The organism is Streptomyces sp. NPDC038135, assembly GCF_055601245.1.
Map to the genome: position 1 here is coordinate 65,711 of NZ_JBVJXS010000008.1, position 26,004 is coordinate 91,714.

Annotated in this window: 23 protein-coding genes; 14 read left to right on the forward strand and 9 right to left on the reverse strand. The window is 74.5% G+C overall.

Translation table 11 applies throughout. The features are described from left to right. Complete coding sequence (locus ACZ7JA_RS23060; protein ID WP_351672579.1) at positions 1–2,817, forward strand: NHLP bacteriocin export ABC transporter permease/ATPase subunit; 2,817 nt, start codon at positions 1–3, stop codon at positions 2,815–2,817. Between the two features lie 26 nt (positions 2,818–2,843). Here the strand turns inward: ACZ7JA_RS23060 and ACZ7JA_RS23065 are convergent, their stop codons facing one another. Then, the gene (locus ACZ7JA_RS23065) at positions 2,844–3,371 is read right to left on the reverse strand and encodes an SRPBCC family protein (protein WP_470810115.1); all 528 of its coding nucleotides are present in this window, start codon (positions 3,369–3,371) and stop codon (positions 2,844–2,846) included. A 186-nt stretch (positions 3,372–3,557) separates the two neighbouring features. On the opposite strand from ACZ7JA_RS23065, the gene ACZ7JA_RS23070 reads away from it, so the two are divergent. Next, positions 3,558–3,725, forward strand: coding sequence for a hypothetical protein (locus tag ACZ7JA_RS23070; RefSeq protein WP_351672575.1), 168 nt, complete (start codon positions 3,558–3,560; stop codon positions 3,723–3,725). 11 nt (positions 3,726–3,736) lie between these two features. On the opposite strand, the gene ACZ7JA_RS23075 is transcribed toward ACZ7JA_RS23070, so the two are convergent. Continuing rightward, positions 3,737–4,345, reverse strand: coding sequence for a flavodoxin family protein (locus ACZ7JA_RS23075; RefSeq protein WP_470810538.1), 609 nt, complete (start codon positions 4,343–4,345; stop codon positions 3,737–3,739). A 22-nt stretch (positions 4,346–4,367) separates the two neighbouring features. Here ACZ7JA_RS23075 and ACZ7JA_RS23080 point away from each other — a divergent pair, with 22 nt between their 5' ends. From ACZ7JA_RS23080 to ACZ7JA_RS23090, 3 genes are read left to right on the forward strand one after another with little or no spacing between them, the layout of a single operon-like run. Beyond that, positions 4,368–5,381, forward strand: coding sequence for an iron-containing redox enzyme family protein (locus tag ACZ7JA_RS23080; RefSeq protein ID WP_351672573.1), 1,014 nt, complete (start codon positions 4,368–4,370; stop codon positions 5,379–5,381). 22 nt (positions 5,382–5,403) lie between these two features. Beyond that, positions 5,404–6,057: a HemK2/MTQ2 family protein methyltransferase gene (locus tag ACZ7JA_RS23085; protein WP_351672571.1), complete on the forward strand. Its 654-nt coding sequence runs from the start codon at positions 5,404–5,406 to the stop codon at positions 6,055–6,057. Next, a complete protein-coding gene (locus ACZ7JA_RS23090; protein ID WP_351672569.1) occupies positions 6,038–6,235 on the forward strand; it encodes a CDGSH iron-sulfur domain-containing protein in 198 nt (65 codons plus the stop codon). Before ACZ7JA_RS23085 ends, ACZ7JA_RS23090 begins: the two co-directional genes overlap by 20 nt. Before the next feature lie 232 nt (positions 6,236–6,467). Here ACZ7JA_RS23090 and ACZ7JA_RS23095 read toward each other — a convergent pair whose 3' ends face one another. Further along, positions 6,468–6,899, reverse strand: a complete 432-nt coding sequence (locus tag ACZ7JA_RS23095; RefSeq protein WP_351672567.1) for a protease inhibitor — start codon at positions 6,897–6,899, stop codon at positions 6,468–6,470. Positions 6,900–7,333: 434 nt separating this feature from the next. Between ACZ7JA_RS23095 and ACZ7JA_RS23100 the strand changes: the two genes are divergently transcribed. Next, entirely contained in the window at positions 7,334–8,503 is a 1,170-nt protein-coding gene (locus ACZ7JA_RS23100) for a lactate 2-monooxygenase (protein WP_389454180.1), read from the forward strand. Positions 8,504–8,547: 44 nt separating this feature from the next. Here ACZ7JA_RS23100 and ACZ7JA_RS23105 read toward each other — a convergent pair whose 3' ends face one another. The 3 genes from ACZ7JA_RS23105 to ACZ7JA_RS23115 form a co-directional block, all read right to left on the reverse strand. Then, a complete protein-coding gene (locus ACZ7JA_RS23105) occupies positions 8,548–10,248 on the reverse strand; it encodes an RICIN domain-containing protein (protein ID WP_470810121.1) in 1,701 nt (566 codons plus the stop codon). A gap of 517 nt (positions 10,249–10,765) precedes the next feature. Then, the gene (locus tag ACZ7JA_RS23110) at positions 10,766–11,143 is read right to left on the reverse strand and encodes a toxin Doc (RefSeq protein ID WP_351671406.1); all 378 of its coding nucleotides are present in this window, start codon (positions 11,141–11,143) and stop codon (positions 10,766–10,768) included. Positions 11,144–11,146: 3 nt separating this feature from the next. Beyond that, the gene (locus tag ACZ7JA_RS23115; RefSeq protein WP_351671403.1) at positions 11,147–11,386 is read right to left on the reverse strand and encodes a hypothetical protein; all 240 of its coding nucleotides are present in this window, start codon (positions 11,384–11,386) and stop codon (positions 11,147–11,149) included. Positions 11,387–11,698: 312 nt separating this feature from the next. Here ACZ7JA_RS23115 and ACZ7JA_RS23120 point away from each other — a divergent pair, with 312 nt between their 5' ends. Together ACZ7JA_RS23120 and ACZ7JA_RS23125 are read left to right on the forward strand one after the other, a co-directional pair. After that, positions 11,699–13,324 (forward strand): multicopper oxidase family protein, encoded by a 1,626-nt coding sequence (locus ACZ7JA_RS23120; protein WP_351671400.1) that lies wholly within the window; start codon positions 11,699–11,701, stop codon positions 13,322–13,324. 198 nt (positions 13,325–13,522) lie between these two features. Next, entirely contained in the window at positions 13,523–15,904 is a 2,382-nt protein-coding gene (locus tag ACZ7JA_RS23125; RefSeq protein WP_470810124.1) for a SpoIIE family protein phosphatase, read from the forward strand. Here the strand turns inward: ACZ7JA_RS23125 and ACZ7JA_RS23130 are convergent. After that, positions 15,898–16,482, reverse strand: coding sequence for an RNA polymerase sigma factor (locus ACZ7JA_RS23130; RefSeq protein WP_351671394.1), 585 nt, complete (start codon positions 16,480–16,482; stop codon positions 15,898–15,900). The genes ACZ7JA_RS23125 and ACZ7JA_RS23130 overlap by 7 nt on opposite strands. 9 nt (positions 16,483–16,491) lie before the next feature. Between ACZ7JA_RS23130 and ACZ7JA_RS23135 the strand changes: the two genes are divergently transcribed. From ACZ7JA_RS23135 to ACZ7JA_RS23150, 4 genes are all read left to right on the forward strand, one after another. Next, entirely contained in the window at positions 16,492–17,880 is a 1,389-nt protein-coding gene (locus tag ACZ7JA_RS23135) for a serine/threonine-protein kinase (protein ID WP_470810127.1), read from the forward strand. A 147-nt stretch (positions 17,881–18,027) separates the two neighbouring features. Further along, positions 18,028–18,750 carry a DUF4232 domain-containing protein gene (locus ACZ7JA_RS23140; protein WP_351671388.1) on the forward strand — a complete coding sequence of 241 codons (723 nt, stop codon included), beginning with the start codon at positions 18,028–18,030 and terminating at the stop codon, positions 18,748–18,750. A 171-nt stretch (positions 18,751–18,921) separates the two neighbouring features. Beyond that, complete coding sequence (locus ACZ7JA_RS23145; protein ID WP_351671426.1) at positions 18,922–20,175, forward strand: SLC13 family permease; 1,254 nt, start codon at positions 18,922–18,924, stop codon at positions 20,173–20,175. A gap of 31 nt (positions 20,176–20,206) precedes the next feature. Then, positions 20,207–20,701 (forward strand): universal stress protein, encoded by a 495-nt coding sequence (locus tag ACZ7JA_RS23150; RefSeq protein WP_351671385.1) that lies wholly within the window; start codon positions 20,207–20,209, stop codon positions 20,699–20,701. A gap of 12 nt (positions 20,702–20,713) precedes the next feature. On the opposite strand, the gene ACZ7JA_RS23155 is transcribed toward ACZ7JA_RS23150, so the two are convergent. Continuing rightward, complete coding sequence (locus ACZ7JA_RS23155; protein ID WP_470810130.1) at positions 20,714–22,594, reverse strand: ricin-type beta-trefoil lectin domain protein; 1,881 nt, start codon at positions 22,592–22,594, stop codon at positions 20,714–20,716. A 369-nt stretch (positions 22,595–22,963) separates the two neighbouring features. Continuing rightward, on the reverse strand, positions 22,964–23,932 hold the full coding sequence (locus ACZ7JA_RS23160) for an aldo/keto reductase (protein WP_470810132.1): 969 nt from the start codon (positions 23,930–23,932) through the stop codon (positions 22,964–22,966). 158 nt (positions 23,933–24,090) lie between these two features. On the opposite strand from ACZ7JA_RS23160, the gene ACZ7JA_RS23165 reads away from it, so the two are divergent. Further along, positions 24,091–24,933 (forward strand): endo alpha-1,4 polygalactosaminidase, encoded by an 843-nt coding sequence (locus ACZ7JA_RS23165; RefSeq protein ID WP_351671423.1) that lies wholly within the window; start codon positions 24,091–24,093, stop codon positions 24,931–24,933. Between the two features lie 137 nt (positions 24,934–25,070). Continuing rightward, positions 25,071–25,958, forward strand: coding sequence for a hypothetical protein (locus ACZ7JA_RS23170; protein WP_450747092.1), 888 nt, complete (start codon positions 25,071–25,073; stop codon positions 25,956–25,958). Positions 25,959–26,004: the final 46 nt, after the last annotated feature.

The window sequence follows — 26,004 nt, forward strand, 5'->3', positions numbered from 1 at the left end:
ATGACGTCCGTGCACGAAGGCGACCTCGTCCTCGGCGCGCTCGGTTCGCTGGGCACGCGGGTCGACTGCGCCGGTTTCAGCCGCGTGGACCTCGAAGGGCCGCAGGTGCTGTGGCTGGTCGCGGCCGGCGGGCTCGACCTGTTCGCGGTGGACGCCGAGCAGCAGGGGCACTGGCACCATCTGGGCCGCCTGGAGGCGGGCGCGCTGCTGCTCGGCCCGGTCGCCGGGCCCCAGCACACGCTCGTGGCCCGCCCGGTGCGGGACTGCGTGCTGCACCGCGTCAACCTGCGCGAGCTGTACCAGCCCGCCCACACCCAGACCTGGTCGTACGACGAGTACGGCAACCCGCAGTACGTGCCGCCCACGACCAGCCCGCTGGAGTACGCCCTCGCCCTCGGCGTGGGCCGCGGTCTGTCCGTCCTCTTCCAGGCGCCGATGGCCGAGGAACGCGCCGCCGCGCCCGCCGACGACGACGTGTTCTGGATGCAGGTGCCGCCGGGCAGCGTGCAGTACGGCTCGCTGTACGGCGCCGAGGCCGCGGCCGATCTGCTGATGGACCCGGCGCTGTGGCAGAGCATGGTCGACCAGCAGTACCGGCTGCTGACCGCGCTCGACCGGTGGATCGAGCAGCTCGAGCGCACCCACGAGACGCGTACGGCGGCCGGCATCAAGGCCGGTGAGGCGGTCCGCGCCCAGGCCGACCAGACGCTGCTGGCCTCCATCGGCAGGCGCTCGGCCCGTCCGGCGACGGCCGCCGACGCCGACGCGAGCTACGCGGCCTGCAAGCTGGTCGCCGAGGCGGCCGGCATCGAGCTGGCCGCCCCCGCGCAGAGCGGCACCGAGAGCGAACGCCTCGACCCGGTCGAGCGGGTGGCGCTCGCCTCCCGGGTGCGGACCCGGGCGGTCCGGCTGGACGGGCGCTGGTGGCGGGAGAACGTGGGCCCGCTGGTGGGGCACCGGGCGCTGTCCGGGGCGCCGGTGGCGCTGCTGTGGCGGCGCGGCGGCTATGTGGCGGTGCATCCGGGCACCGGGCGCGAGACGCCGGTGGAGAAGGCGAACGCCGAGGAGTTCGAGCCGCGCGCGGTGATGTTCTACCGGCCGCTGCCCGAGCGGCGGCTCGGTCCGCTCGGGCTGCTGCGGTTCAGTCTGCGCGGCACGCGCGGCGACCTGGGGAATCTGGCGCTGGCCGGGCTGGTGACGGTGGTCATCGGCGCGCTGGTGCCGATCGCCACCGGCAAGGTGCTCGGCGAGTACGTGCCGAAGGCCCAGACGGGCCTGATCGTGCAGGTATGCCTCGCGGTGATGGTGAGCGGGGTGGTGTCGGCCGCCTTCACACTGCTGGAGAACCTGACCATCCTGCGCATGGAGGGCCGCATCGAGTCGGCGCTGCAGCCGGCCGTGTGGGACCGGCTGCTGCGGCTGCCCACCCGGTTCTTCACCCAGCGCTCCACCGGTGAGCTGGCCAGTGCCGCCATGGGGATCAGCGCGATCCGCCGGCTGCTGGCCGGGACCGGCCCGGTGGTCGCGCAGTCGGTGACGGTCGGCGCGATGAACCTGGGGCTGCTGTTCTGGTACAGCCCGGCGATGGCCATGGCGGCGATCGGCATGCTCGTCGTCATCGCGGCGGTGTTCCTGGGGCTCGGCCTGTGGCAGGTCCGCTGGCAGCGGCGCCTGGTGGTGCTCGGCAACAAGCTGAACAACCAGGCCTTCCAGACCCTGCGCGGTCTGCCCAAGCTGCGGGTGGCGGCGGCGGAGAACTACGCGTACGCCGCGTGGGCGCGCCAGTTCGCGCACAGCCGGGAGCTCCAGCAGAAGGTGGGCCGGATCAAGAACCTCACCTCGGTGCTGGGCGCGGTCTACCTGCCGGTGTGCACGCTGCTGATGTTCATGCTGCTGGCCGGGCCGGCCAGGGGCGCGATGTCGGCGGCGGCGTTCCTCACCTTCAACACCTCGGTGACGATGGTGCTGACCTCGGTCACCCAGCTCACCGGCTCCTTCGTCTCGGCGGTGGCGGCGCTGCCGCTGTTCGAGGAGATCAGGCCGGTGCTGGACGCCACGCCCGAGGTGCGCACCGCGAGCACCCGGCCCGGCCCGCTGTCGGGCGCCGTCGAGGCCCGCCGGCTGTCGTTCCGGTACGCCGACGACGGGCCGCTCGTCCTCGACGACGTGTCCTTCGCCGTCCGTCCGGGCGAGTTCGTGGCGGTCGTCGGCCCGAGCGGCTGCGGCAAGTCCACGCTGCTGCGGCTGCTCATCGGCTTCGACCGGCCGGTCTCGGGCAGCGTGCTGTACGACGGGCAGGACCTGGCGGCCCTGGACCAGTCGGCGGTGCGCCGCCAGTGCGGTGTGGTGCTCCAGCACGCGCAGCCGTTCACCGGTTCCATCCTGGACGTCATCTGCGGCACCGAGCCGTACACGCCGGAGGAGGCGATGGCCGCCGCCGAGCTGGCGGGCCTCGCGGAGGACATCAAGCGGATGCCGATGGGCCTGCACACGATCGTGGCCGGCAACGGCGCGATCTCCGGAGGCCAGCGGCAGCGGCTGATGATCGCCCAGGCGCTGATCCGGCGTCCGCGCATCCTGTTCTTCGACGAGGCGACCAGCGCCCTGGACAACGACACCCAGCGCACGGTCATCGACAGCACCCGCAAGCTGAACGCCACCCGGATCGTCATCGCGCACCGCCTGTCGACAGTGCTGGACGCGGACCGGGTGATCGTGATGGAGGACGGCCGGGTGATCCAGCAGGGGCCGCCCGCCGAGCTGCTCGCCGACACCGGGGGCCGGCTGCACGAACTGGTGCGCAGGCAACTGGCGTAGGCGAGGACCGGGCGCGGGCCGGGCGGTCAGTCCAGGCCCGGCACTGGTGCGCCCGAGGGCGCTCCCGCCGCGACGTAGGCGTCGTAGAACTCCCGCCAGGCCGCGCCCGCTCCGGCGTGCGGTCCGTCGGGGTGCTCGCCGCGCGCCCTGGCGTCCAGGGCGGCCAGGCACACCTCCCAGCCCGCGGCGTTGCGGGCGGCGGCCTTCTCGTCGGCCAGCACGTCGGTGAGCGTCAGCCGGGTGCGCCGGCCGTCCTCCGCCTCCAGGCCGAAGCGGAGTTCGTCGCCGCCCCACTCGAAGGAGAGGTGGCGAGGCGGGTCGGCGGCGAGCACCGTGCCGGTCGACTCCGGCATGTTCGGGTCGCCGCTGAACGTGATGGCGCCGCCGGGGCGCAGGTCCATCTCGGCGCGCGAGGGGAACCAGCCGGCCAGCTCGCCCGGGTCGGTCACCAGCCTCCAGACCCGGTCCTGGGGCAGGTCGTAGATCCGGGTGAAGCGGACGGCCGGGCGGCCGTCGTCCAGGGTCAGGAAGGTGCCGGTGAGGTCGGCGGGCATGGTGATCGGTCCTCCGCGGTGCGGGCCCCCCTCGGCGTGCCGAGGCTACCCGCCCACTCCCCCGCGCGTCCGCACGCCGGGCCCGTGGACGACGCCTCCGCCTTCCCGGACCCGTGCCGGGGCGCTTGAGACCGCGCCGACGGGTAACCCGTAGTGGATCAAGACCAGGCGACGGAAGGAGACGCCATGCCGGGCGGGAACGACCAGGGGAAGCGGCCCGATACGGCCCTGGGGGAAGTGCTGCACGAGGCCGAGGAGGCCGAGACGCACGGCGAGGACGAGCGGAACCGGGGCGAGGCGGCGGACGCCATCACCCCGAACACCGGAGCGCAGGAGCAGTCCGAGGGGGACTGAGCGCCCTCCCGCTATTCCGGCGGAGCACCCACCGGGTGCTCCGCCGGCGCGCGGGCGACCGCGTGCAGGTTCGCGGCCATGGCGCGGCCGGTCCGGTGCGACCACTCGCGGCCGCGTTCCTCGTACAGGTAATCGGGACCCGGCCCCGGGCCGAGGTGCCAGTACGTCCAGGCCTGGCCCGGGATCGTGTAGCCGATGTCGGCGAGGGCGCCGGAGATCTCGCTGATCACATGATGCGCCCCGTCCTCGTTGCCGGTGACGACCGCACCGGCGACCCGGTTGTAGGCGACCGGGCGGCCGTCGCCGTCGGTCTCGGACAGCATCGCGTCCATCCGCTCCAGCACCCGCTGGGCGACGGAGGACGGACGCCCCAGCCAGGTCGGTGACGCGATCACCAGGACCTCGGCGTCCAGCAGCTTGCCGTGGACCTGGGGCCAGGCGTCGCCGTCGGTGACGGGCTCGCTGGTGACGCCGGGCTCGATCGGCAGGTCCACCGCCCGTACGAGGTCGACGCCCACGCCCTCCCTCTCCAGTCGCCCGGTGACCACCCCGGCGAGCGCCTCCGTGTCGGAGGCGTCGGGTGACCGCTTGAGAGTGCAGTTGATCACTAGTGCTTTCATCGCGGCCGGGTACCCGGCTGCCATGAACCACCACCTGCGAGGACCCGAGCTGCCCGCGCCGCGCGGGCCCCTGTCCGCAGCCGTCACCGCCTTCCTGCGCGACGCGGGCCCGCTGCCCGACGCCGCCGGCGCCGAGGCGGCCGATCCCTACGGCGACGATCTCCAGCTCGCCCTCTACCTGTGCTACGAGCTGCACTACCGCGGTTTCGCGGGCGTCCGCCCGGAGCTGGAGTGGGATCCCGGGCTGCTCGCGCTGCGGGGCGCGCTGGAGAACCGCTTCCTGTCCGCCCTGCGCGCCGACACGCCGGTGCACGACAGCCTCGACGAGGCCCTGGCCGCCCTCCTGGTGGAGCCCGCCGAGGGGACGGGCGTCTCGCACTTCCTGTGCGACGAGGGCGAGCTGTGGCATGTGCGGGAGTACGCCGCGCAGCGTTCCCTGTACCACCTGAAGGAGGCCGACCCGCACGCCTGGGTGCTGCCCCGCTTGTGGGGCCGCGCCAAGGCGGCGATGGCGGCGGTGGAGTTCGACGAGTTCGGCGGCGGCCGGACCGAGCGCGTGCACGCACGGCTCTTCGCCGATCTGATGACGGACCTGGGCCTGGACACCGCGTACGGCCGCCACCTGGACGCGGCCTGCGCCGAGATGCTCACCGTCGTCAACCTGATGTCGCTGTTCGGGCTGCACCGCCGGCTGCGCGGGGCGCTGGTGGGCCACTTCGCGGACGTGGAGATCACCTCCTCCCCCGGTTCCCGCCGGCTGGCCGAGGCGATGCGCCGCACCGGGGCCGGGCCGGCCGCCGAGTTCTTCTACGACGAGCACGTCGAGGCGGACGCGGTGCACGAGCAGGTCGTCCGCCACGACGTGATCGGCGGGCTGCTGGCGGAGGAGCCCGAACTGGCGGCCGACATCGCCTTCGGGATCGACGCCACCGAGTTCGTGGAGGAGCGGCTGGCGCGGCGGCTGCTCGGCGAGTGGCGTGCGGGGCGGTCGTCGCTCCGCGTTCCCCTTGCCCGGGAAATGGCCCATACATCCTGATGAAGGGGGTACCCGGGCCGGCGTGACAGCATGGGTACTTCCGGGCGTGTACGCCCCTCAGGACGACACCGCCTTGCTGGCCGAGGCACTGGACGAAGAGGCGCCGGCACCGGGCGCGCGGGTTCTGGACGTGGGCACCGGAAGCGGGGCGCTGGCCCTGGCGGCCGCCCGGCACGGCGCCGACGTGACCGCGGTGGACGTCTCACGGCGGGCGGTGTGGACGGCGCGGCTGAACGCGTGGCTGACCGGCCAGCCGGTGCGGATCCGGCGCGGCAACCTCTTCGGCCCCGTCGCGGACGGATCGTACGACCTCATCCTGGCCAACCCGCCGTACGTGCCGGCGCCCGGCTCCGGGGGCGAGCCGCACGGCAGGTCGCGGGCCTGGGACGCGGGCCACGACGGGCGGCTGCTGCTGGACCGTATCTGCCGGGACGCACCCGGGCTGCTGCGGCCCGGCGGGGTGCTGCTGCTGGTCCACTCGGCGCTCAGCGGCCCGGAGCGGACCCTGGAACTGCTGCGCGCGGCGGATCTCAAGGCCGCCGTCGTCCGGCGCCGCTGGATCGAGTTCGGTCCGGTGCTGCGCTCCCGGGAGGACTGGCTGCGCCGGAGCGGTCTGCTCACGGCCGCCGACGACAAGGAGGAGCTGGTGGTGATCCGTGCCGAACGACCCTGCTGAACAGCCCCGCCGGATCCGGATGCAGCGGCGCGGGCCGCTCCTGATGGAGGGCCCGGTGGAGATCGAGCTGGACGACGGCACCACGGTCTCCTCCGACCGCTTCCGGGTGGCCCTGTGCACCTGCCGGCGCAGTCGCCGCTACCCCTGGTGCGACACGAGTCACCGGCGCAAGGCCTGACGTCCGGTCTTCAGTTGAAACCGGTTGTTTTTCGATACCGGTCGTTTTTCGCCGCTCCCCGGAGAGGCCCCCCACGGGCCTGTTCCGGGGAGCGGCTGTGTGCCCGGGAAATCCGGCGGGGGCCCCACTCCGCCCGTCGGTCCCGGTGCGAGATCGCACGTCCACGCTCCAGGGGCCGCACTCCCCAGTTGCGAGCCTGATCCGGCGGCGCGCGGACCTTGCGATCCCGGTCCTAGAACGCGAAGACGCTGCTGCTCATGGCGTCCCTCACGCAGGAGTTGCCGAAGGTGCGCTCGTACGAGACGCGCTTGCCCTGCCAGACACCCTGGACCGTGACCACGACCGGGTCGTAGAGCTTGGTGCACCGCACGTCGTCGCGGGCCTTCAGGGCCGACAGGTCGCCGCCGGCGGCGCGCAGTTCGGCACAGGCGTCGATCGCCGCCGGGTGGGTGCCGGACGCCGTCGGGGCGCAGTTCAGGGTGACGGCGCGCTCGGGGGTGGCCGCGGCCGCGGTCTCGCCGTGGCCGGTGGTCAGCACCAGCGCCGAGGGGGCGTAGAGCGACGACGGGGCGGCGCCCGGTGCAGCGAGGGCGGCCCCGGTCAGGGGTGCGCAGACGGCGGCCGTGAGGCCGAGGATCGCTGCCCAGCGCGCGGTGTTCCGCATTGTGTGCATCCTTCCGCTCGAATAGACGGGTGCCCTCCGGCCCGGTCGGCGCCGGAGCGGCGAGCGCCACTCTGCCGAGTCCCGCGCCGAAACACACATCCAACCCACGGCTTTCAGTAACATTGCGTGTTGAAGCAGTGGCGTGAAGTCACGGAAACTGAACGCGTCGACCCCATAACTGAGCGGTTCTTGATCGTAGGGGTCGATCGAATGGCCGAAAAACATCCACTTGTTAATCGGCCTGAAACATAACGCCCCAACCCCACGGCGAGCCCTTCACGACCCCTTCACGACTTCTCGCGTTCATGGAGCGTCCAGGGAGCCGGCGTGGTCCCGTCGCTGCGGACGCGTCCCGGTGGGGCCCCGCCGGCCTACCCGCGAGTATCGTCGGCACGCGCTGACGTGCGGCGTGGTGCGAGTGGTGGGAGGGACGGATGGCCAAGCACTGGGCGGACTTCCAGTACGAGATCTACCTGAACGGGATGACGGGTGCCGTGCCCCGGCTGCCCACCGATCTGACCCGGCTCGAGGAGCTCGCCGAACACCGGCTCGGACCGGGCCCGGTGGGCTACGTGGCGGGCAGCGCGGGTGACGGCGGCACCGCCCGCGCCAACCGGGCGGCCCTGGCCCGGCGCCGGATCGTGCCGCGCATGCTGCGCGACGTCCAGGAGCGGGACCTGACGACCGAGGTGCTGGGCCGCACCCTGCCGGCGCCGCTGGCCCTCGCCCCGGTGGGCGTGCTGTCGATCATGCACCCGGACGCCGAGACGGCCGCCGCCCGGGCCGCCGCAGCGCAGGGCGTGCCGTTCGTCCTGTCCTCGGCGTCCAGCACGCCGCTCGAGCGGGTGGCGGAGGCCATGGGGGACGCGGAGCGCTGGTTCCAGCTCTACTGGGGCAAGGACCGCGAGGTGACGCGCAGTTTCCTGGCCCGCGCCCGGGCCACCGGGTTCTCGGTGCTCGTCGTCACCCTGGACACCCCGCTGCTGGCCTGGCGCCCGCGCGACCTGGACCAGGCGTACCTGCCGTTCCTGCACGGGGTGGGCACCGCCAACTACTTCACCGACCCGGCCTTCCAGGCGGGCCTCGCCAAGCCCGTCCACGAGGATCCGAACGCCGCGGTGCTGCACTTCCTCGGCCTGTTCGGGGACGCCGGCCACACCTGGCCCGACCTCGCCTTCCTGCGCGAGCACTGGGACGGGCCGATCGTTCTCAAGGGCGTCCTGCACCCGGACGACGCCCGGCTCGCCGCGGACGCCGGGATGGACGGGGTGGTGGTCTCCAACCACGGCGGCCGGCAGGTGGCGGGTTCGATCGCGGCCGCCGACGCGCTGCCGGCGATCGCGGAGGCGGTGGGCGACCGGCTGAGCGTGCTGTTCGACAGCGGGGTGCGCACCGGCGACGACGTCTTCAAGGCGCTCGCCCTGGGCGCGCGGGCGGTGCTGCTCGGCCGGCCGTACGTGTACGGCCTCGGTCTCGACGGGCAGGCGGGCGTCGAGCACGTCGTCCGCTGCGTCCTGGCCGAACTGGATCTCACGCTCGCGCTGTCCGGCCACGCCACGCCCGCGACGGTCTCGCGGGACGACCTCGTCGAGGCGGCGCTCTGACCGGCCGGTGCCGCCGCCGTCGGCGGCGGCACCGGCCGTAGTCGCTACGTCCCCGTCCCCGGCAGCACGGCCGGCCGGGCCGGGGCGCGCCCGGCGGACGGCGCCGCCCCGGACCCCGGGGAGCCGCCGCCGGCGACCGACAGGGAGCCCGGGCTCGCGGACGGGGCGTCGGTGCGCCAGCGCTGGGCGGCGGAGCCGTCGCGGACCTTGACGACGACGTCGGCGCTCGCCCCGTCGCCGGCCGGGGCGAGCGCGAGGGTCGGGTCCCAGCGGGGCGGCAACTCGCCCCGCACGGTGAGGTCGTAGCGCACGTCGTCGCCCCTCCGCTCCCCCGCCCCCGCGCACCGGCCGAGGATGACCACGCCCGCGTCGGCGTGCGAGTCCAGGCACAGACGGGGGTCGGCGGCGCTGCGCAGCAGCCCGTCGGCCTCGTACGTCCACTGCTGTGCCGGCGCGGCCGAGCAGGCGGCGAGCACCACGCTCGCGCCCGCCCGCGCCTCGCCCCGCACGTCCAGGCACAGACCGGTCGCGGCGTTGCGCAGCCGGGCGGGCCGGCCGGCCGTGGGGAGGCCCGCGGTGCCGGGCGAGCCGCCGGCCCCGGTCGGGGGCCGGACGCCGGCGCCCGGGGCCGCTTCGGAGGCGACCGGGTCGGTGTGGTCGCCGCCGTCGGGCCAGGCGCTGAGGGCGACGACGGTGGCGAGCAGCGCGGCGGAGGCGACCGCGACCCCCACGAGCAGCGTCCTGGCCGGCCATCCCGACGCGGGCGTCGGGACCGCGCCGAACGGCCCGGACGCCCTGCCGCGTCTGCGGCGTCCGCCGGACGTCCGTGGCGGCGCCCCTTCCAGCGGTCCGCGCCGCCCGCCGCCGCGCCCTCGTCCGGCGGGGCCCTGCGAGGCGCCCCGGGCGGGTCCGGACCGGCCGGGGCGCGACTCCAGATACCGCCGGGCGCCCCAGCCGAGCACCGCCTCGGCCAGCAGTACGCCGAGTCCGCCCTCGATGCGGCCCAGTTGCTCGGCGGCGTGCCGGCAGTAGCGGCAGCCGGTGAGGTGCTGCCGGACGTCCGGCAGCAGGGCGCCGCCGCGGCGGATCGGCGCGTCCAGAAGGCGGTTGTAGTGACGGCAGTCGGAACTCGGCGCGAGTTCCCGGTGGGCCCGCACGCAGCCTTCCCGGAATTTCTCATGCGCCTGTTCGAGTGCCGCCGCCGCGCTGCCGGGATCCAGGCCAAGCAGGGCCGCGGGTATGTCCAAAGGCTCGGCCTCGACCTCGACGTGCCACAGCAACGCCTGTTCGAGTCGCGGAAGGCTCTGGAAAGAACGTTCGGAGAGGGCGCGGTTTTCCGGTATCAGGGTCTTCGCGTTGCGCATACCGCGGCCCCCGGCGGGTTTTCGCAGGGCCGGCAGAACGGCGGCTATCCGGTCCTCGGCGGACCAGTTCAGGACCGTGTCCCGGACGGCCACCAGCAGGCGGGGCCGGACGGCCTCGGCGGGCTCGCCGAGCGCGAGCCGGGCGAGCGTCCGGTGGAAGGCGGCGCCGGTGACCATGTGGGCGACCGGTCCCTGTGCGGCCAGGCAGACGACGGCGTAGTCGTGTGCGGCATGCCAGTGGCGGGCCATCAGCAGCGCGGTGGACCGGGCGGCCTCCGCGTCGGAACCGGCTCGCAGCGGGACGGCCAGGAACTCGTCGGACTCCCCGGGGTCGCCGCCCGGCGGCGGATAGGGAGGGTGAGGGGGGTGGGGGGTTGGCACTGAGCGGAATCCTTTGATGGGTGTGGTGCGTCGATTGCCGATCGCCGGATACGCGCGGGGAGCGGGAATTCACCGGTTCCGGACCGGCCCGTCCCAACTGCCTTGAGATTGCTGGCGATTACCCCCCGCACCGTGTTTCAACCCTTGCACAACCTCCACACACGGAACAAGGCATTCGCACGACATCGGCGGCCTTCGGGACGAAGCCGGACGGGCGCCGCGGAAACGGTTCTCCGCCGCCCCTTTCCCATTTCCTCGTGCCCCGTGTGAACACCGCGCACGCACCGGCCGGCCACGCACGCTCCCGGGGCGCGCGACCGGGTGGTGGACTGGCCCCGGCCCCTCGGAAGGCCGCGCGGCGGGACGGTCCCGGCTCGGCGAAGCCGAGAGCCGGAGGAAGCCCTCCCCCGCGCAACCGGCCGCCGGCCCCGTCCCACTGCCCACGGCCGGCGGCCCGTTCCGTGCGGGCGCCCCCGGCCGGCGGCCCCGGCGGCTTCCCCCGCCGGCCGGGACCGTCTCAGATCTGCCAGGAACGCAGCCGGTCGGCGGCGCCGTACACGTCCGTCTTGCCGGACATCAGGTCGCGGGCGAGGTCGACGAGGGCGCCGTAGGGCGCGTCGATGCCGGCGCCGCTGACGAACATGTAGGCCACCGCGGTCGCGCAGGCGAAGCGGGCGTTGGCCGACGGCAGCGGCTTGAGCACGGTGAGGGTGTGCAGCAGGGCGGCGGCCCGCCAGGCGGGGTCGGAGTCCACGCCGAGCCGGGGCGGGTCGACGCGGTGCCGGGCGACGGCGGCGACCAGCGCGGAGAAGTCGTCGACCGTGGGCTGGTCCGGCAGGACCTCCTCGTGCCGCTGGAGCAGCCAGGGGACGTCTATGTGGATGACGGGTGGCATCGCTCAGGCGGCCTCGCCGCTGGCCGGGCGTTCGTCGTCGGGGAACGCGGCCGCGAACTCCTCGGCGTGGGCGGTGAAGAAGCTCCGGAACGCCTCCGCGCCCTCCTGCAGCGCCCGGTGGCGGGCGATGTCGGCGGCGGCGGCCTCGCGCACCAGCGCCTTCATCGACGTACCGCGCTCCTTGGCGATCTGGCGCAGGTCCTCCAGTTCGCGGTCAGTGAACTCCACGTTGAGAGCTGGCATGCGCCAACGGTACCGCTCGGGTACTCACCCGTAAATATCGGCAGGTCACAGCCACTTCGTCCCGGTACCTGCCGAACTCCGGGGCCATGGCCGTTCTCCGCCGGTGACACGAGGCCCACGCACACGGTCCACACCCCCAAGCAGTCCGGTGGCCCCCACTCTCGCGCCGCCGCCCCCGGCAGGGCAACACGGCGCGCCCGCCGCCCGGCGCGCGGGAACGGGTCGGCGCACGCACGGCCCAGCCGCCGACACCATCGGACGCGCCGCCCGGGATCCCGCACATATCAGATCGAAACGTGTCTTATTTCATTTATGCACACACCTTCGCGGCGTACCCTGCTCCAAGCCCCGTTCGCTGCGGCCGGCGCGGGACTGCTGGCTGCCTGCACCGACTCCCGCCCCCGCCCCCGTTCCGGCCCAGCGGCCGCGGGGACCGTCCAGGGGGACTTCGTTCCGCCCGGGCCGAAGGGATATGTCGAGCCGTCGGGTCCCGAGGTGCGTGCCGCCGAGCGCAGACGCGGCTCCGGCCCGGTGCGCATGCTCAGGTTCACGGCCGCCGAGCACACCCTTGACCTCGGCGGCCGGCAGGTGCGCACCTGGGCGTACCACGAGCAACTGCCCGGCCCGCTGGTGCGCGTCACCGCAGGCGACGTCCTCAGCCTCACCCTCGCCAACCGGCTGCCGGACACCACCACCCTGCACTCGCACGGCGTGCGCATGCGCTGTGACATGGACGGCGTCCCGGGCCTGACCCAGAACGCCATCGCGCCCGGGACCGACTTCACCTACCGCTTCACGGTCTCGCACCCGGGCACGTTCCTGCTCCACTCCCACGTCGGCATGCAGCCCGACCGCGGCCTGTACGCGCCCTTCATCGTCGACGACCCCCGGGAACCCCTCGCCTACGACAAGGAGTGGGTCATCGTCCTGGACGACTGGCTCGACGGCGTCCAGGGCTCCACGCCCGACCAGGTGCTCCGTCAGCTCATGCCCAAGGGCATGAAGATGGAGGGCATGGCCATGGGCCCCGAGCCGGCCGCGACCCGTTCCGGCGGGACGGCGGCCCCGCACGCCGCGCACTCCCGGGCGTCCGGCGGGCCCAGCCGGGTGCTGCACCACGCGTACAGCGAGATGCTGCACGGGGACGCCGGCAGCGTCGACTACCCCCTCTACCTCGTCAACGGCCGCACCGCCGGCCACCCGTCGGTGTTCCGGTGCCGGCCCGGCGAGCGCGTGCGGCTGCGCATCATCAACGCCGGTTCCGAGACCGCCTTCCGGGTGGCGCTGGACGGGCACCCGATGACCGTCACGCACACCGACGGCTACCCGGTGCGGCACACCGAGACCGACGCACTGCTCGTCGGCATGGCCGAGCGCTACGACGTCCTCGTCACCGCCAAGGACGGCGCGTTCCCGTTCGTCGCCCTGGCCGAGGGCAAGAGGGGCCAGGCCCTCGCCGTCCTGCGCACCGACAAGGGCCGCAACGTCCCCCCTGCGGACGTCCGCCCGGACGGGCTCGACCGCAACCTGGTCCCGGCCCGGCGCCTGCGGCCGGACGACTCCGTCGCCCTGGACGACCGCGACCCCGACCGCGAGATGCGCATCAGGATCACCGGCACGATGGAGAAGTACGACTGGGGCTTCGACCACCGGCCGTACTCCGTCCGTCAGCGCCACCCGGTGCGCGCCGGCGAGCGGGTGCGGCTCACCCTCATCAACGCCACCGACATGTGGCACCCCATGCACCTGCACGGCCACACGTTCGCCGTCGCGGGACTCGACGGCGCGGGCGCGCGCAAGGACACGGCCATCGTGCTGCCGCACCGCAAGCTGGTCGTCGAGTTCGACGCGGACAACCCCGGGCTGTGGATGCTGCACTGCCACAACCAGTACCACTCGGAGAGCGGCATGATGACCATCCTCGGCTACCGCGCCTGACCCGGTGTCCGCGTCCCCGCCCCCGGTCCGCCGCGGACGGGGCCGGGCGTCCGGGCGGCCGGGAAGGCGCCCCGGCCCCGTCCGGCGGACCGACCCGGCCGCCGGGTTCGCCGTCCCCGCGGGAGGTGTGCCACGCACTACGCTGGAATGCGCGTGGTACCACCTGTTCACTGTGAGTGTGCGCTGGGAGCGGCGACGATGAGCCGGGTCTATCCGTTCGACGATGCGGCCACGGCCCGGGCCGTCATCGACGACGACGGAACACTGGTCGAGTGGAACGAGGGCGCGCGGCGCCTGCTCGGCCACCCGCCGGAGACCGTCGTGGGCCGCCCCGCGGCCGCCCTGCTGGCCGGGGAGGGCATGCCGGAGACGCCGTTCGGCACGCGCTGGACCGGGACGGTGGAACTGCGCCACCGGGACGGCCGTACCGTCCCCGTGTGGCTGCTCGCCCACCGCCGGCCGCCCGACGACGGCCACGGCGCCGACTGGCTGGTCGTCTCCCCGCTGACCGGCGCCGGGCCGCACGCCCTGGACGACGACAACCTGGCCGGGGCGAGCCTCCTCCAGTCGCCCTGCGCGGTCGCGCTCTACGACGACCAGCTCCGCCTGCGGCGCATGAACGAGGCCATGGCCGGCTTCATCGGGCTGCCCGAGGAGCGCGTGAAGGGTCTGCGGATCACGGAGCTGGGCGGACAGGCCCCGGCGGAGGACGTGGAGCGCGGCATGCTCCAGGTGCTGTCCAGCGGCCTGCCGCTGGACATGGAGAACACCGGCGACATCGGCGGGGACGACCGGGTCACGGCCTGGCTCACCCGGATGGCCCCGATCACCGACGCCCGGGGCCGGGTGGTCGGCGTGTGCCTGGCCGCGCACGACGTCACCGACAACCACCTGGCCCGCCGGCGGCTGCAGGTGGTCAACGAGGCCGGCGCGCGGATCGGCACCACGCTGGACATCACGCGTACGGCCCAGGAGCTGGCGGACGTGTGCGTACCCGTGCTCGCCGACTTCGTGACCATCGACCTGCTGGACCCGCAGGAGTACGACGGCGAGCCCCCCGCGCGCGTCACGGCGCCCCTGCGGCTGCGCCGCACCGCCCACCAGTCCGTGCTCGACGGTGTGCCGGAGGCGGTGGTCAGGCCGGGGCGGGCGGAGCTGTACCCGGACTTCTCCCCGCAGGCCGACGCGCTGACCGCGGGCCGCACGATCATCGCCTCCGAGGCCGCCGGTGACATGGCCAGGTGGCACAGCTGGCACACCGCCCGCGACCAGGTCGTCAGGAGGTTCGGCATCCACTCGACGATGTCGGTGCCGATCCGGGCGCGCGGCCTGACCCTCGGGGTCGCGGTCCTCACCCGGCACCGGCGGCCGGACTCCTTCACCGCCGACGACGTGCTGCTGGCCGAGGAGATCACCGCCCGGGCCGCCGTCTGCATCGACAACGCGCGGCGCTACTCCCGCGAGCGGGAGACCGCCCTCGCCCTGCAGCGCAGCCTGCTGCCCCGCACGATGCCCCGCACGGCCGCCCTGCAGGCCCGCTCGCGGTATCTGCCGGCGGCCCGGGCCGGGGTGGGCGGCGACTGGTTCGACGTCATCCCGCTGTCGGGGATGCGGGTCGCGATGGTCGTCGGGGACGTCGTCGGGCACGGTATCCAGGCCTCGGCCACCATGGGCCGGCTGCGCACCGCCGTCGGCACCCTCGCCGACCTCGACCTGGCCCCCGACGAACTGCTCACCCACCTCGACGACCTGGTGATCCGGCTGGCGGAGCAGTACAGCGGCGACGACAGCCCCGGCGAGGTGGGCGCCACCTGCCTCTACGCCGTGTACGACCCGGTGTCCAGGCGCTGCACGCTGGCCCGCGCGGGGCACCCGCAGCCGCTGGTGGTGCGGCCGGGCGGCGAGCCGCACGAGCTGGACCTGCCCTCCGGCCCCCCGCTCGGACTGGGCGGGCTGCCGTTCGAGTCCGCGGAGGTCGAGCTGCCCGAGGGCACCGTGCTCGCCCTGTACACCGACGGTCTGGTGAAGTCCCGCAAGCGGGATCTGGACGTCGGCAGAGGGCTGCTCGTGGAGGCGCTGAAGGCGTACGCGGGCTCCCTTGACGAGACCTGCGACCTGGTCCTGCAGACCCTGCTGCCGCCGGGCGAGGCCACCGACGACGTGGCCCTGCTGCTGGCCCGTACCCGGGGGCTGCCCGCCTCCCAGGTGTCGACCTGGGACATCCCCGCCGACCCGGCACTGGTCGCGCCGATCCGCAAGCAGGTGCTGGACCAGCTCGACCTGTGGTCGCTGAGCGAGGTCGCGTTCACCGCGGAGCTGGTGGTGAGCGAACTGGTCACCAACGCAATCCGGTACGGCGCGCGGCCGATCAGGCTGCGGCTGATCCACGACGAGGCCACGCTGATCGTCGAGGTGTCCGACGCCAGCCACACCGCGCCGCACCTCAGGCGGGCCAAGACCTTCGACGAGGGCGGCCGCGGGCTGCTGCTGGTCGCCCAGCTCACCCAGCGGTGGGGCAGCAGGCACACGCCGGAGGGCAAGACCATCTGGGCGGAACTGGCGCTGACCGAGGTTCAGTAGACCCGCAGCCAGGGCCGTACCCGCTTGCGGGCCTCGTGCAGGCGGGACTTGAACGTGCCGAGCGGGATGCCGGCGCGCTCGGCGGCCTCCGCGTAGTCGAGCCGGCAGACGTCCCGGTACACCAGGGGCGCGACCAGGTGCGGGTGCTCGCGCTCCAGCCGGTCGAGGGCCTCCAGCAGGTCCACCCGGGAGCCGGCGATGACGCTGGTGGTGCGCGGGTCGACGTGTTCGGCGGGCTCGATGACGGCGGGCCGCTCGGCCGCCCGCCGCTTCAGCTCGCGGTACTTCTGCCGGCAGCAGTTGGCGACGACGGTGTGAAGCCAGGTGCTGAAGCGGCTGCGGCCCTCGAAGCCGGAGATGTGCCGGGCCACCTGGAGCAGCACGTCCTGCGCCGCCTCCTCGGCGTCCTCCCGGCAGGGCAGGAACCGTCCGCAGCGGCGCACCACCTCGGGCCGCAGCCCGGTCAGCAGCCGGTCCAGCGCCTCCCGGTCGCCGGCGGCGGCGCTCCGGGCAAGGTCTTCGGCCGTCGCCTCGTCCGGCACGTCGGGCCCCCTGGAAGTCGATCTCAGGGCAGGCATGATAGTCGTATGCACTCCTTGGAGCGGATCGGCCGCTACCGCCTCCAACGGCGCCTGGGCACCGGCGCCTTCGCCACGGTGTGGCTCGCCCACGACGACGAGCTCGACGCCCCGGTGGCGGTGAAGGTCCTCGCCGAGAACTGGGCGCACCGGCTCGACGTCCGCGAGCGCTTCCTGTCCGAGGCGCGGCTGCTGCGCCGGGCCGGTTCCAGCCGGGTGGTGCAGGTCTACGACATCGGCGAACTCCCCGACGGCAGACCGTACTTCGTCATGGAGTACGCCGACGGCGGCACGCTCGCCGATCTGCTGACGGCCGGTCCGCTGCCGGTGCCGCGGGCGCTCGCGCTGACCGCGCTGGCCGCGCGCGGCGCCGCCGCGCTGCACGAGGCCGGCATCGTGCACCGCGACATCAAGCCGACCAACGTGCTGCTGCACACCGCCCCGGACGGCGAACGAAGGGTGCTGCTGGCCGACCTGGGGCTGGCCAAGAGCCTGGCGCAGGCCTCGGTGCTCACCCTGGCGGCCGGCTCGGCGGGCTACCAGCCGCCGGAGCAGGCCGAGCCGGGCGCGGGCATCGACGCCCGCGCCGACGTGTACAGCCTGGGCGCGGTCGGCTACGAGCTGGTCACCGGCGCCGTGCCGGGACCGCCCGGGAAGGTCGTGCCGCCCGGCCGGCTGCGGCCGGACCTGGGCGCGGACGCCGAGCGGGCCCTGCTGCGCGCGCTCGAACCGGACCGGGAGCGGCGCTGGCCGGGGGCGCTGGCGTTCGCGGACGAGCTGGACCGGCTCGCGGCGCCCGCCCGCGGCGGGGTGGGCGGGCGACTCGGCGGCGTCCGGCGGCGGCTCGGCGCCGGGACGCTGGTACTGGCCGCGGTGGTGGCCGCCGTGGCGGCCGCGGTCGCCGTGACACTGGCGCTGCACCGCTCCGGCTCCGGCGGCCGGACCGAGGTGCGGGACGCCACCGGCCGGATCTCGGTCGAGGTGCCGGCGGGCTGGGCCGGCGAGCTGCGCGACTCCGGCTGGGACCCGCGCGTCCTCGGGCTGCCGGCCGGGCACCAGCCGGGTCTGGTGGTCACCGGCGACCTGTCCCGCTGGGCCGACCTGAGGGCGGGCGTCGACGGGGTGTTCGCCGGGCTCGGCGGGCACGGCGACGTCACCGCCCCGGTGAACGCCCTCACCCACCCGGGCTGTCACTACGACGGCTCCCGGAGCTTCGCGAGCGACCGGTGGCGTGGCCGCGTCCGGGCCTGGAGCGACTGCCCGGACGGCGGCTCGGTCACCGAGTCGGCCCTGGTGCCTGCGGGGGGCTCCGCGGGGCCCCAGGTGTACGTACAGGTCCGCCGGCGGGATGGCGCCGACGGCACCGACAGGGTGCTCCGCTCACTGCGGGTCACCTGAACACGTTCCGCGCGCGGCGGTGCGGGGAAGGGATTTCCGGGCGAGGCGAACTTTTCCGGCGCCCCGCGCATCGGAGTGTGGTGACGGCGCACCCGGCGCCGGAGGCACGCGCCCGACGCGTGCCGTGAAGATCCAGGAGTGAGCGACATGGCGTACTCATCCCGGTCCCCGCGGCGCGGGGCCCTGCTCGCGGGCGCGGTCGCCGTGCTGGGCCTGCTGACCGCCTGCGGCAGCCAGGACGGCTCCGCGCCCCAGAAGGTGTCGGGCACGGCGGGTCCAGCCACCGAGGCCGGCGGCAGCCCGGCCACCACCGTCTCCTCCCCTGCCGCCTCCACCCCCGGCGGCACGGCCTCGTCCGCCGCCCCGAAGACGGGCACGGCGTCCGGCGGCGCCGGCAGCGGCACGAAGACCGGCACCGGCGCGGACAGCGGCGGGAAGACCGCCGCCACCAGCACCCGGTGCCACACCTCGGAGCTGCGGGCCGCCGTCGGCCGCAACAACCCGGGCGCCGGCCAGGAGAACTTCCCCCTCGTGCTCACCAACAAGTCCGGCCGGACCTGCACCCTGCGCGGCTATCCGGGCGCGGCCTTCGTGAACGCCTCCGGCGCGCAGCTCGGCCCCGACCCCAAGCGCTCCTCCGGTTCCCCGGCGACCGTCACGCTCAAGCCCGGGCAGAGCGCCTGGGCCGGCCTGACCTTCTCCAACCCGGAGATCAGCGAGGCGAAGACGGCCAGGCCGGCCGGCCTGCTGATCACCCCGCCGGACGAGCGGGACCACCTGCGGGTGGCGTGGACGGCCGGGGAGGTCCCGGTCGGCGGAAACTCCTCCTCGGTGTTCCTGACCGTCTTCAGTCCCGGCACCGGCGCCTGACCGGCTTCCGCCGGCATGCCGGTTTCCGCCGTCCGGCCTGGACGGCGGAAACCGCCGTGCCGGTCCGGGACGGATTCCCGGGCGCGGCGGGCACCAGGACGGCGTGGTGCGCGCGCCGGCGTTTGCTTTCATGGGCGGGCACCACCTGAGACCGATCCGGAAGGACCCGCCCTGAACACCCCGCTCGCCGAGGCCCTGTCGGCCTTGCTGCTCGTCGCCGTGCTGGCCTGGGCCGTCGTACGTCCCTTCGGATGGCCGGAGGCCGCGCTGGCCGTGCCCGCCGCCGGGATCGTGATCGCGACCGGCGCGATCCCGCTGGAGCACGCCCGGGCGGAGGCGGAGCGGCTCGGGCCCGTGGTCGGCTTCCTGGCGGCGGTGCTGGTGCTCGCCCACTTCTGCGACGTGGAGGGGCTGTTCCAGGCGTGCGGCGCGTGGATGGCGCGCTGGGCGGAGGGCCGGCCGGTGCGGCTGCTGACGGCGGTGTTCGCACTGGCGTCGGCGATCACGGCGGTGCTCAGCCTGGACGCCACCATCGTGCTGCTGACGCCGGTCGTCTTCGCCACCGCCGCACGCACCGGCGTACGGCCCAAACCGCATGTGTACGCGTGCACCCATCTGTCCAACACGGCGTCGCTGCTGCTGCCCGTGTCCAACCTGACGAACCTGCTCGCGTTCGCGGCGAGCGGGCTGAGTTTCACCCGGTTCGCGGCCCTGATGGCGCTGCCCTGGCTGGTGGCGATCGGCGCCGAGTACCTGGTGTTCCGGCGGTTCTTCGCCCGGGACCTGACGGCCGCGGCCCCCGTGCCCGGGGAGGCCGCCGCGGCGCCGCCGCTGCCGTTGTTCGCGCTGGTGACCGTGGGCTGCACGCTGGCGGGCTTCGTGGTGGCGTCGGCGTTCGGCGTGGACCCGGCGTGGGTGGCCGCGGCGGGTGCCCTGGTGCTGGCCGGGCGGGCGCTGCTGCGGCGCAGGGCGACGCCCCTGGCCGTGGTGCGGGCGGCGGCCCCGGCTTTCCTTGCGTTCGTGCTGGCGCTGGGCGTCGTGGTGCGCGCCGTCGTCGACAACGGGCTCGCGGACGTGCTCGGGCGGGTGCTGCCCGGCGGCACCGGGCTCGCCGCGCTGCTGGGGACCGCGGCGCTGGCCGCGGTGCTGGCCAACCTCATCAACAACCTGCCGGCCGTGCTGGTGCTGCTGCCGCTCGCCGCTCCGGCCGGTTCCGGCGCGGTGCTCGCGGTGCTGCTCGGGGTGAACATCGGCCCCAACCTGACGTACGCCGGGTCGCTGGCCACCCTGCTGTGGCGGCGGATCGTGCACCAGCACGAGCACGGCGTGGACCTCGGGGAGTTCACCCGGCTGGGTCTGATCGCCGTGCCCTGTTCGCTGGCGGTGTCCGTGGTGGCACTGTGGGGGGCGCTGCAGATTCTCTGAGGGATTCCGTGAGCCGAGGGAGGCCGGCCGGATGCGCGTGATCGCCTGGCTCGTCGAGGGCACCTGGCCCGCCTGTGTGGACGCCGTACGCACCCATGCCCCGCCGGACGCCGAGGTGGTGCTGCTGCACGTCTCCGGCCCGGACGTGCCCGGGGTGGCGCACGGCGCGTTCGCGGGGCTTCTGGGCCGCGGCCATCCCGAACGGGACCCGGGCGGGCTGCTGGAGACGCTGGAGGGCACTTCCACCGCCGGGATCCTGGACGCGGCGGCGGAGCGGCTGGGGCGGCCGAGCGTCCGCGCGGTACGGGCCGGGCGGGTCGAGCGGGAGGTGGTGGCCGCCGCGGAGGGCGCCGATCTGCTGGTGCTGGCCCGGGACGGCGACCGCTCGCGGCTCGGGCCCCGCAGTCTGGGCCCGGCCGTCCGGTTCGCCGTCGACCACGCGCCCTGCCCGGTGCTGCTGGTCTGGCCGGAGCCGGCCCCGGGGCTGGCGACGATCCCGCCCCCGCCGCCGCATCACCACCACTGAGCCGGCGGCGGATCAGTGGTGGTGGCGTCCGCCGCCTCCGCGGTATCCGCCGCCGCCCCAGGAGCAGTGATCGGGGTGGACCGAGCAGTAGTCGGGGCTGGGCGTGTCCGTCGGCGGTGAGGTGGACGGGTCCGCCGTCGGGGTGGGCGTGGGCGACGGGGACGGGGGCTCGGCGGCCCTGGGCGCGACGGTGGCCGACGGGGCCGGTGCGGGAGTGCTCTCGATGTCCCAGTTGACGATCTGCATCTCCAGGTCGGGGGTCGCGGTGTCGACGCTCCAGCGCTGGACCGAGGCCGCGGTCCGCGTCTTGAGCACGAGGGCGCCGGATCCGTCGGTGGCGGCCGGGACCAGTGCCAGGTCCTGGTCCGAGCGGGGCACGAGCGCGCCCTGGAGGGTGAAGTCGTAGCGGATGTCCTTGGCGGACTTCGCGGTGGCCGAGCAGGGGGCGAGCCGGACCGAGTAGCCGAGGTGGGAGTCCAGGCACAGGTCCGGCGCGGAGGCGTTGCGCAGCAGCCCGTCGGTCTCGTAGCGCCACTGCTGGGCGGGGCCGGAGGAGCAGGTGGCGAGTTCGGTCTCGGCGCCCTTGACGGCCCTGCCGCCGGCGACGTCCACGCAGAGGCCGGAGGCGAGGTTGCGCAGCCGGCCGCGCAGTGCCCCCTGGGTGGTCCCGCTCGAACCGGCCCAGGACGGGCCCGCGTCGGGGCTGCCCTTGCCCGGTGTCCGGGAGGGGGTGGCGCCGGGCGCGGGGGCCGGGTCGTCGCCCGGGCTCAGCACGGACCACAGGACGAGCGGCAGTACGACCAGGCCGCTGACCGCGGCGGCGGCGAGGGCGAGGTCACGGCGGCGGGCGCGGCGGGCGGCCCGGTGCGCGGACCGGCGGGAGGGCCCGGGCCGGGGCGGGCCGGCCGGGTCGGCGGGCGCGGACCGGCGGGATGCCTCGGCGGCGCGGGACGGGGCGGCGACGCGGGACGGCGTGGGGGCTCGGGACGGCGTGGGGGCGAAGGCCTCGCCTCCGGGCGGCGCGGCGGCCGGTGCGGGTGCGGGGGCGGCGGCCGCTTCGGGGAGGGTGGCGCGGGCCTCCAGGTAGGCGCGGGCGCCCCAGCCGAGGACGGCCTCGGCGAGGGCCAGGCCGAGCCCCGCGTTGAACTGGGCGAGCTGGTCGGCGGTCTGCCGGCAGTGCCGGCAGCCGTCGAGGTGCCGCCGCAGATCGGGGTCGACGTCGACGCCGCCGCGCCGGAAGGTGACGTCCAGCATGCGCAGGTATCGCCGGCACTCGGTCTCGGGCGCGAGTTCGCGGTGCGCCTGGAGGCATTCCTCGCGCAGGCGTTCGCGGGCGCGGCCGAGTTCGACGCGGGTCTCGTCCTCGTCCTGGCCCAGCAACGCGGCCGGCACAGCCAGGGGTTCGGCCTCGACCTCGATGTGCCACAGCACGGCGCGGGCGGACTGGGGGAGCCGCTGGAAGGCCCGGGAGAGCAGCCGCCGGCCGGGGGGCGGGAGCAGTCGGGCGGAGGCGCGTTCACCGGTGGCGGGGTTGGTGCGCAGGGCGGGGTGCAGCAGTTCCTGCCGGCCGTCGCCGTCCCATTCGGCGGCTATCCGGCGGACGGTGACCAGCAGATGGGGCCGCCAGGCGGCGGACGGGCCGGACTGCCTGATGGACTCGCCGAACAGCCGGGTGAAGGCGGCGGTGGTGAGCATGCCCGCGGGCCGGGGCCCGTCGGTGCACAGCCGGGCGTAGGCGAAGGCGGCTTCCCAGTGCCGGTCCAGGAGTTCACCGACCGGATGCAGCGCGGGTGACGTTCCCGTCCACTTCCTCAGTTCGGCGCTCAGCCGCTCGTCCGGGACATCGAACCGGCGGCCGGTCGGCGCGGAATCCGACCTGCCTGCGTCGTTCACCGCTGCATTCCTCCAGACGCGACACGAAATTAGTCCATACCAATCGGATGGACGGGATTCGGCATCTCGAACGCCGCCGTGGCAGCTCTTTTGAAGCGTGGGGGGCGTACGGAGCGGCCTGGCGCATGCAGCGGAAAATGTAATTGTCTGCGCGCCGACAGCGCACACTTTTACACAGTCGGACACCGGGTAACAAGAGATCTCCCGGTTCCCGGCATGGGAATTCGGGCGGCCGCCCTTTTGACAAATTGTCAAGAAAGCCTTTACGCCGCATTACCGCCGTTCACCCCCGCCGGCCGGGCGGCCGGCGGGGGCTCAGCGCCGGTCCGCACGGCACGGGCGCGCCCCGCTCGGACCGATGCCGTGCGGTCAGTGGCCGCTGATCGCGCGCGGTGTGTAGGGCTGCTCGAGTTCCTCCATCTCCTTCTCGCTCAACTCGAGTTCGACGGACGCCACCGCGTCCTCGATGTGCCCCGGCCGGGCGGCGCCGACGATCGGCGCGGCCACCGTGTCCCGGTGCAGCAGCCAGGCCAGCGCCACCTGGGCGCGCGGCACGCCCCGGTTCCCGGCGATCCGGGTCACCGCCTCGACGATGGAGCGGTCGCTCTCCAGGTACAGGCGGCTGCCGAAGGCGTCGCCCGCGCTGCGCTCGGTGACCGTGCCCCAGTCACGGGTGAGCCGGCCGCGAGCGAGCGGGCTCCACGGCAGCGTGCTCACGCGCTGGTCGGCGCAGAGCGGGAGCATCTCCCGCTCCTCCTCGCGGTAGAGCAGGTTGTAGTGGTTCTGCATGGACACGAATCGCGTCCAGCCGCCCAGGTCGGCGGCGTGCTGGGCCTTGGCGAACTCCCAGGCGTACATCGAACTCGCCCCGATGTACCGGGCCTTGCCCGCCTTGACCACGTCGTGCAGCGCCTCCATCGTCTCCTCGATCGGAGTGCTGTGGTCGTAGCGGTGGATCTGGTAGAGGTCCACGTAGTCGGTGCCGAGACGGCGCAGGCTGTGGTCGATCTCGGTCAGGACGGCCTTGCGGGACAGTCCGGCGCCGTTGGGGCCCGGCCGGGTCCGGCCGTGCACCTTGGTCGCCAGCACGATCTCGTCGCGGTCGGCGAAGTCGCGCAGCGCCTTGCCGACGATCTCCTCGCTGGTGCCGTCGGAGTAGACGTTTGCGGTGTCGAAGAAGTTGACGCCCGCCTCCAGCGCCTGCCGGATCAGCGGACGGGACGCCTCCTCGTCGAGCGTCCACTCGTGCGTCCCGCGGTCGGGCAGGCCGTAGGTCATGCAGCCCAGACAGATCCGCGACACGTCCAGGCCGGTCGAACCGAGCTTCACGTACTGCATCGTTGCTGCTCCTGCCTTCAGGGGCGATGGTCACTCAGGAGCGTACGTCCGGCTCCCGGACCCGACTTGACCACGGCCGCGGGCGGACGGTTGGATTTCCGGACGCGCCACGCCGGTCCGGAGCGGGGCCGGGACCGGGACACGACGGAGCGGACGTGCTGACGAAGGGAGCCTCCCGGAAGGGAGGCCGGGGGACGACGGCCGGCGCCGCCCTGCTCGCCGCGGCCCTCGCCGTGACCGCGCCGGCCGGCTGCGGCCCGGACGGCCCGGTCAGGACCGCGAAGCCCCAGACGTACCGCCTGCCGCCGCGGCACGCCGGCTTCGACTACCAGATCGGCGGCGCCTATCCCCCGGCCCGCGGGGTCCGCGTCGTCAGCCGCGACCGGTCCGACTCCCCCGTGCCCGGCCTGTACAACATCTGCTACGTCAACGCCTTCCAGGCCCAGCCGCAGGAACGTTCCGACTGGCCCGCCGACCTGCTGCTGCGCGACGGCGGCGGCAGGCTCGTCGTCGACGAGGACTGGGACGAGCCGCTGCTGGACATCGGCACCCCCGCCAAGCGGAGCCGGGTGGCGGCGCGGGTGAACCGGTGGATCGACGGCTGCGCGAAGAAGGGCTTCGACGCCGTGGAGCCCGACAACTACGACAGCTACACCCGCTCGAAGCACCTGCTCACCGCCGCCGACGCGATCGCGTTCACGCGCCTGCTCACCGGGCACGCGCACGCCCGCGAACTGGCCGTCGGGCAGAAGAACACCGCGGAACTGGCCGCCCGGCGCAAGGCGGCGGGACTGGACTTCGCGGTCACCGAGGAGTGCGGGCAGTACGACGAGTGCGAGGTGTACGCCAAGGCGTTCGACGACCTCGTGGTGGACATCGAGTACACCGACCGGGGCCTGCGCAAGGCCCTGGCGCGCTGGGGCGGCCGGCTGAGCATCGTCCGCCGCGACCTGGACGTCTCCACGCCGGACGCGCCGGATTACGTCCGCGAGGTGCGCTGAGGGGGCCGACCGGCCCTCCCGCCGTGCCGCCTGCCGGTGACCGGCCCGGCGTGGCGCGGTCCGACAGTCGTACCGTCAGCTCATCCTCGGCCCAGACGACCGGCAGCCGGCCGGTCCGGCCGCCCGGAGGACACCAGGTGCCGACACGTCCCACCATCCTGAAAAGCCTGGCGGGGGCGGCGCTGCTGCCCCTCGCCCTGGTGACCCCCGCCTGGGGGCAGCCCACCCCCGCGCGGTCCGCGCCGTCCGCGCCGTCCGCGCCGTCCCGGGCGGGCGAGGAGCCGCCGTCCACCCTGTGCGCGCCCGCCGGGACCCTGCGCGGCGCCCACGGCCAGCTGGCCGTCGTCAGCGTCTGCCTGGGCAGCGGCACCCCGCAACTCACGGTCTCCGCCCCGGCGAGCTGCCGGCGCGCCGGCGTCCGGGTGCGCTACACCTGCCGGACCGAGGGCACCTGGACGGCGCACCGCGCCGGCCGGACGCTCGCCACCGGGACGCTGCCGGACGCCCAGGAGTACCCGGGCCCCGGTACGTACGACGTCACCGCCGACGTGCGGGTGCGGTCGGCGCCCGCGGGTGTCGACCTGCGGGGCACCGTCGAGGCGACGCTCACCGTGACCGCGCCCAAGGCGAAGCCCACGCACGCCGTCACCGTCGACCGGACCACGCTGCGGCGCAACGCGACCACCACGCTGACCTACACGGTCCGCCGGGACGGCGACGAGGGCGACGGCAGCGCCCGGCTCGGGCTGATCGGCGAGGCCGCCACCGGTGTGCGCATCGCCACGGACGACGCCCGCTGCGTCAACCCGCTGGTCGGCCGGTACCCCTCGAACACCCGGCTGCGGCACTCCCTGGACTGCGCGCTGACCACGCTGCAGCCCGGCCACCCGGAGAAGGTGAAGGTCCGCGTCACCGTCGGACCCGACTGCTCCACCGTGGTCTCCAAGCTGGGCTACTGGGTGCCGCGCGGCCAGTCCCTGTACACCGGCGCGATGCTCGCCGGACCGGCGCTGACCTGCGTCTAGGGTCCGTCGCGAAGGCCCCGTCGTCCGCCCGGAGCGGGCGGGCCGG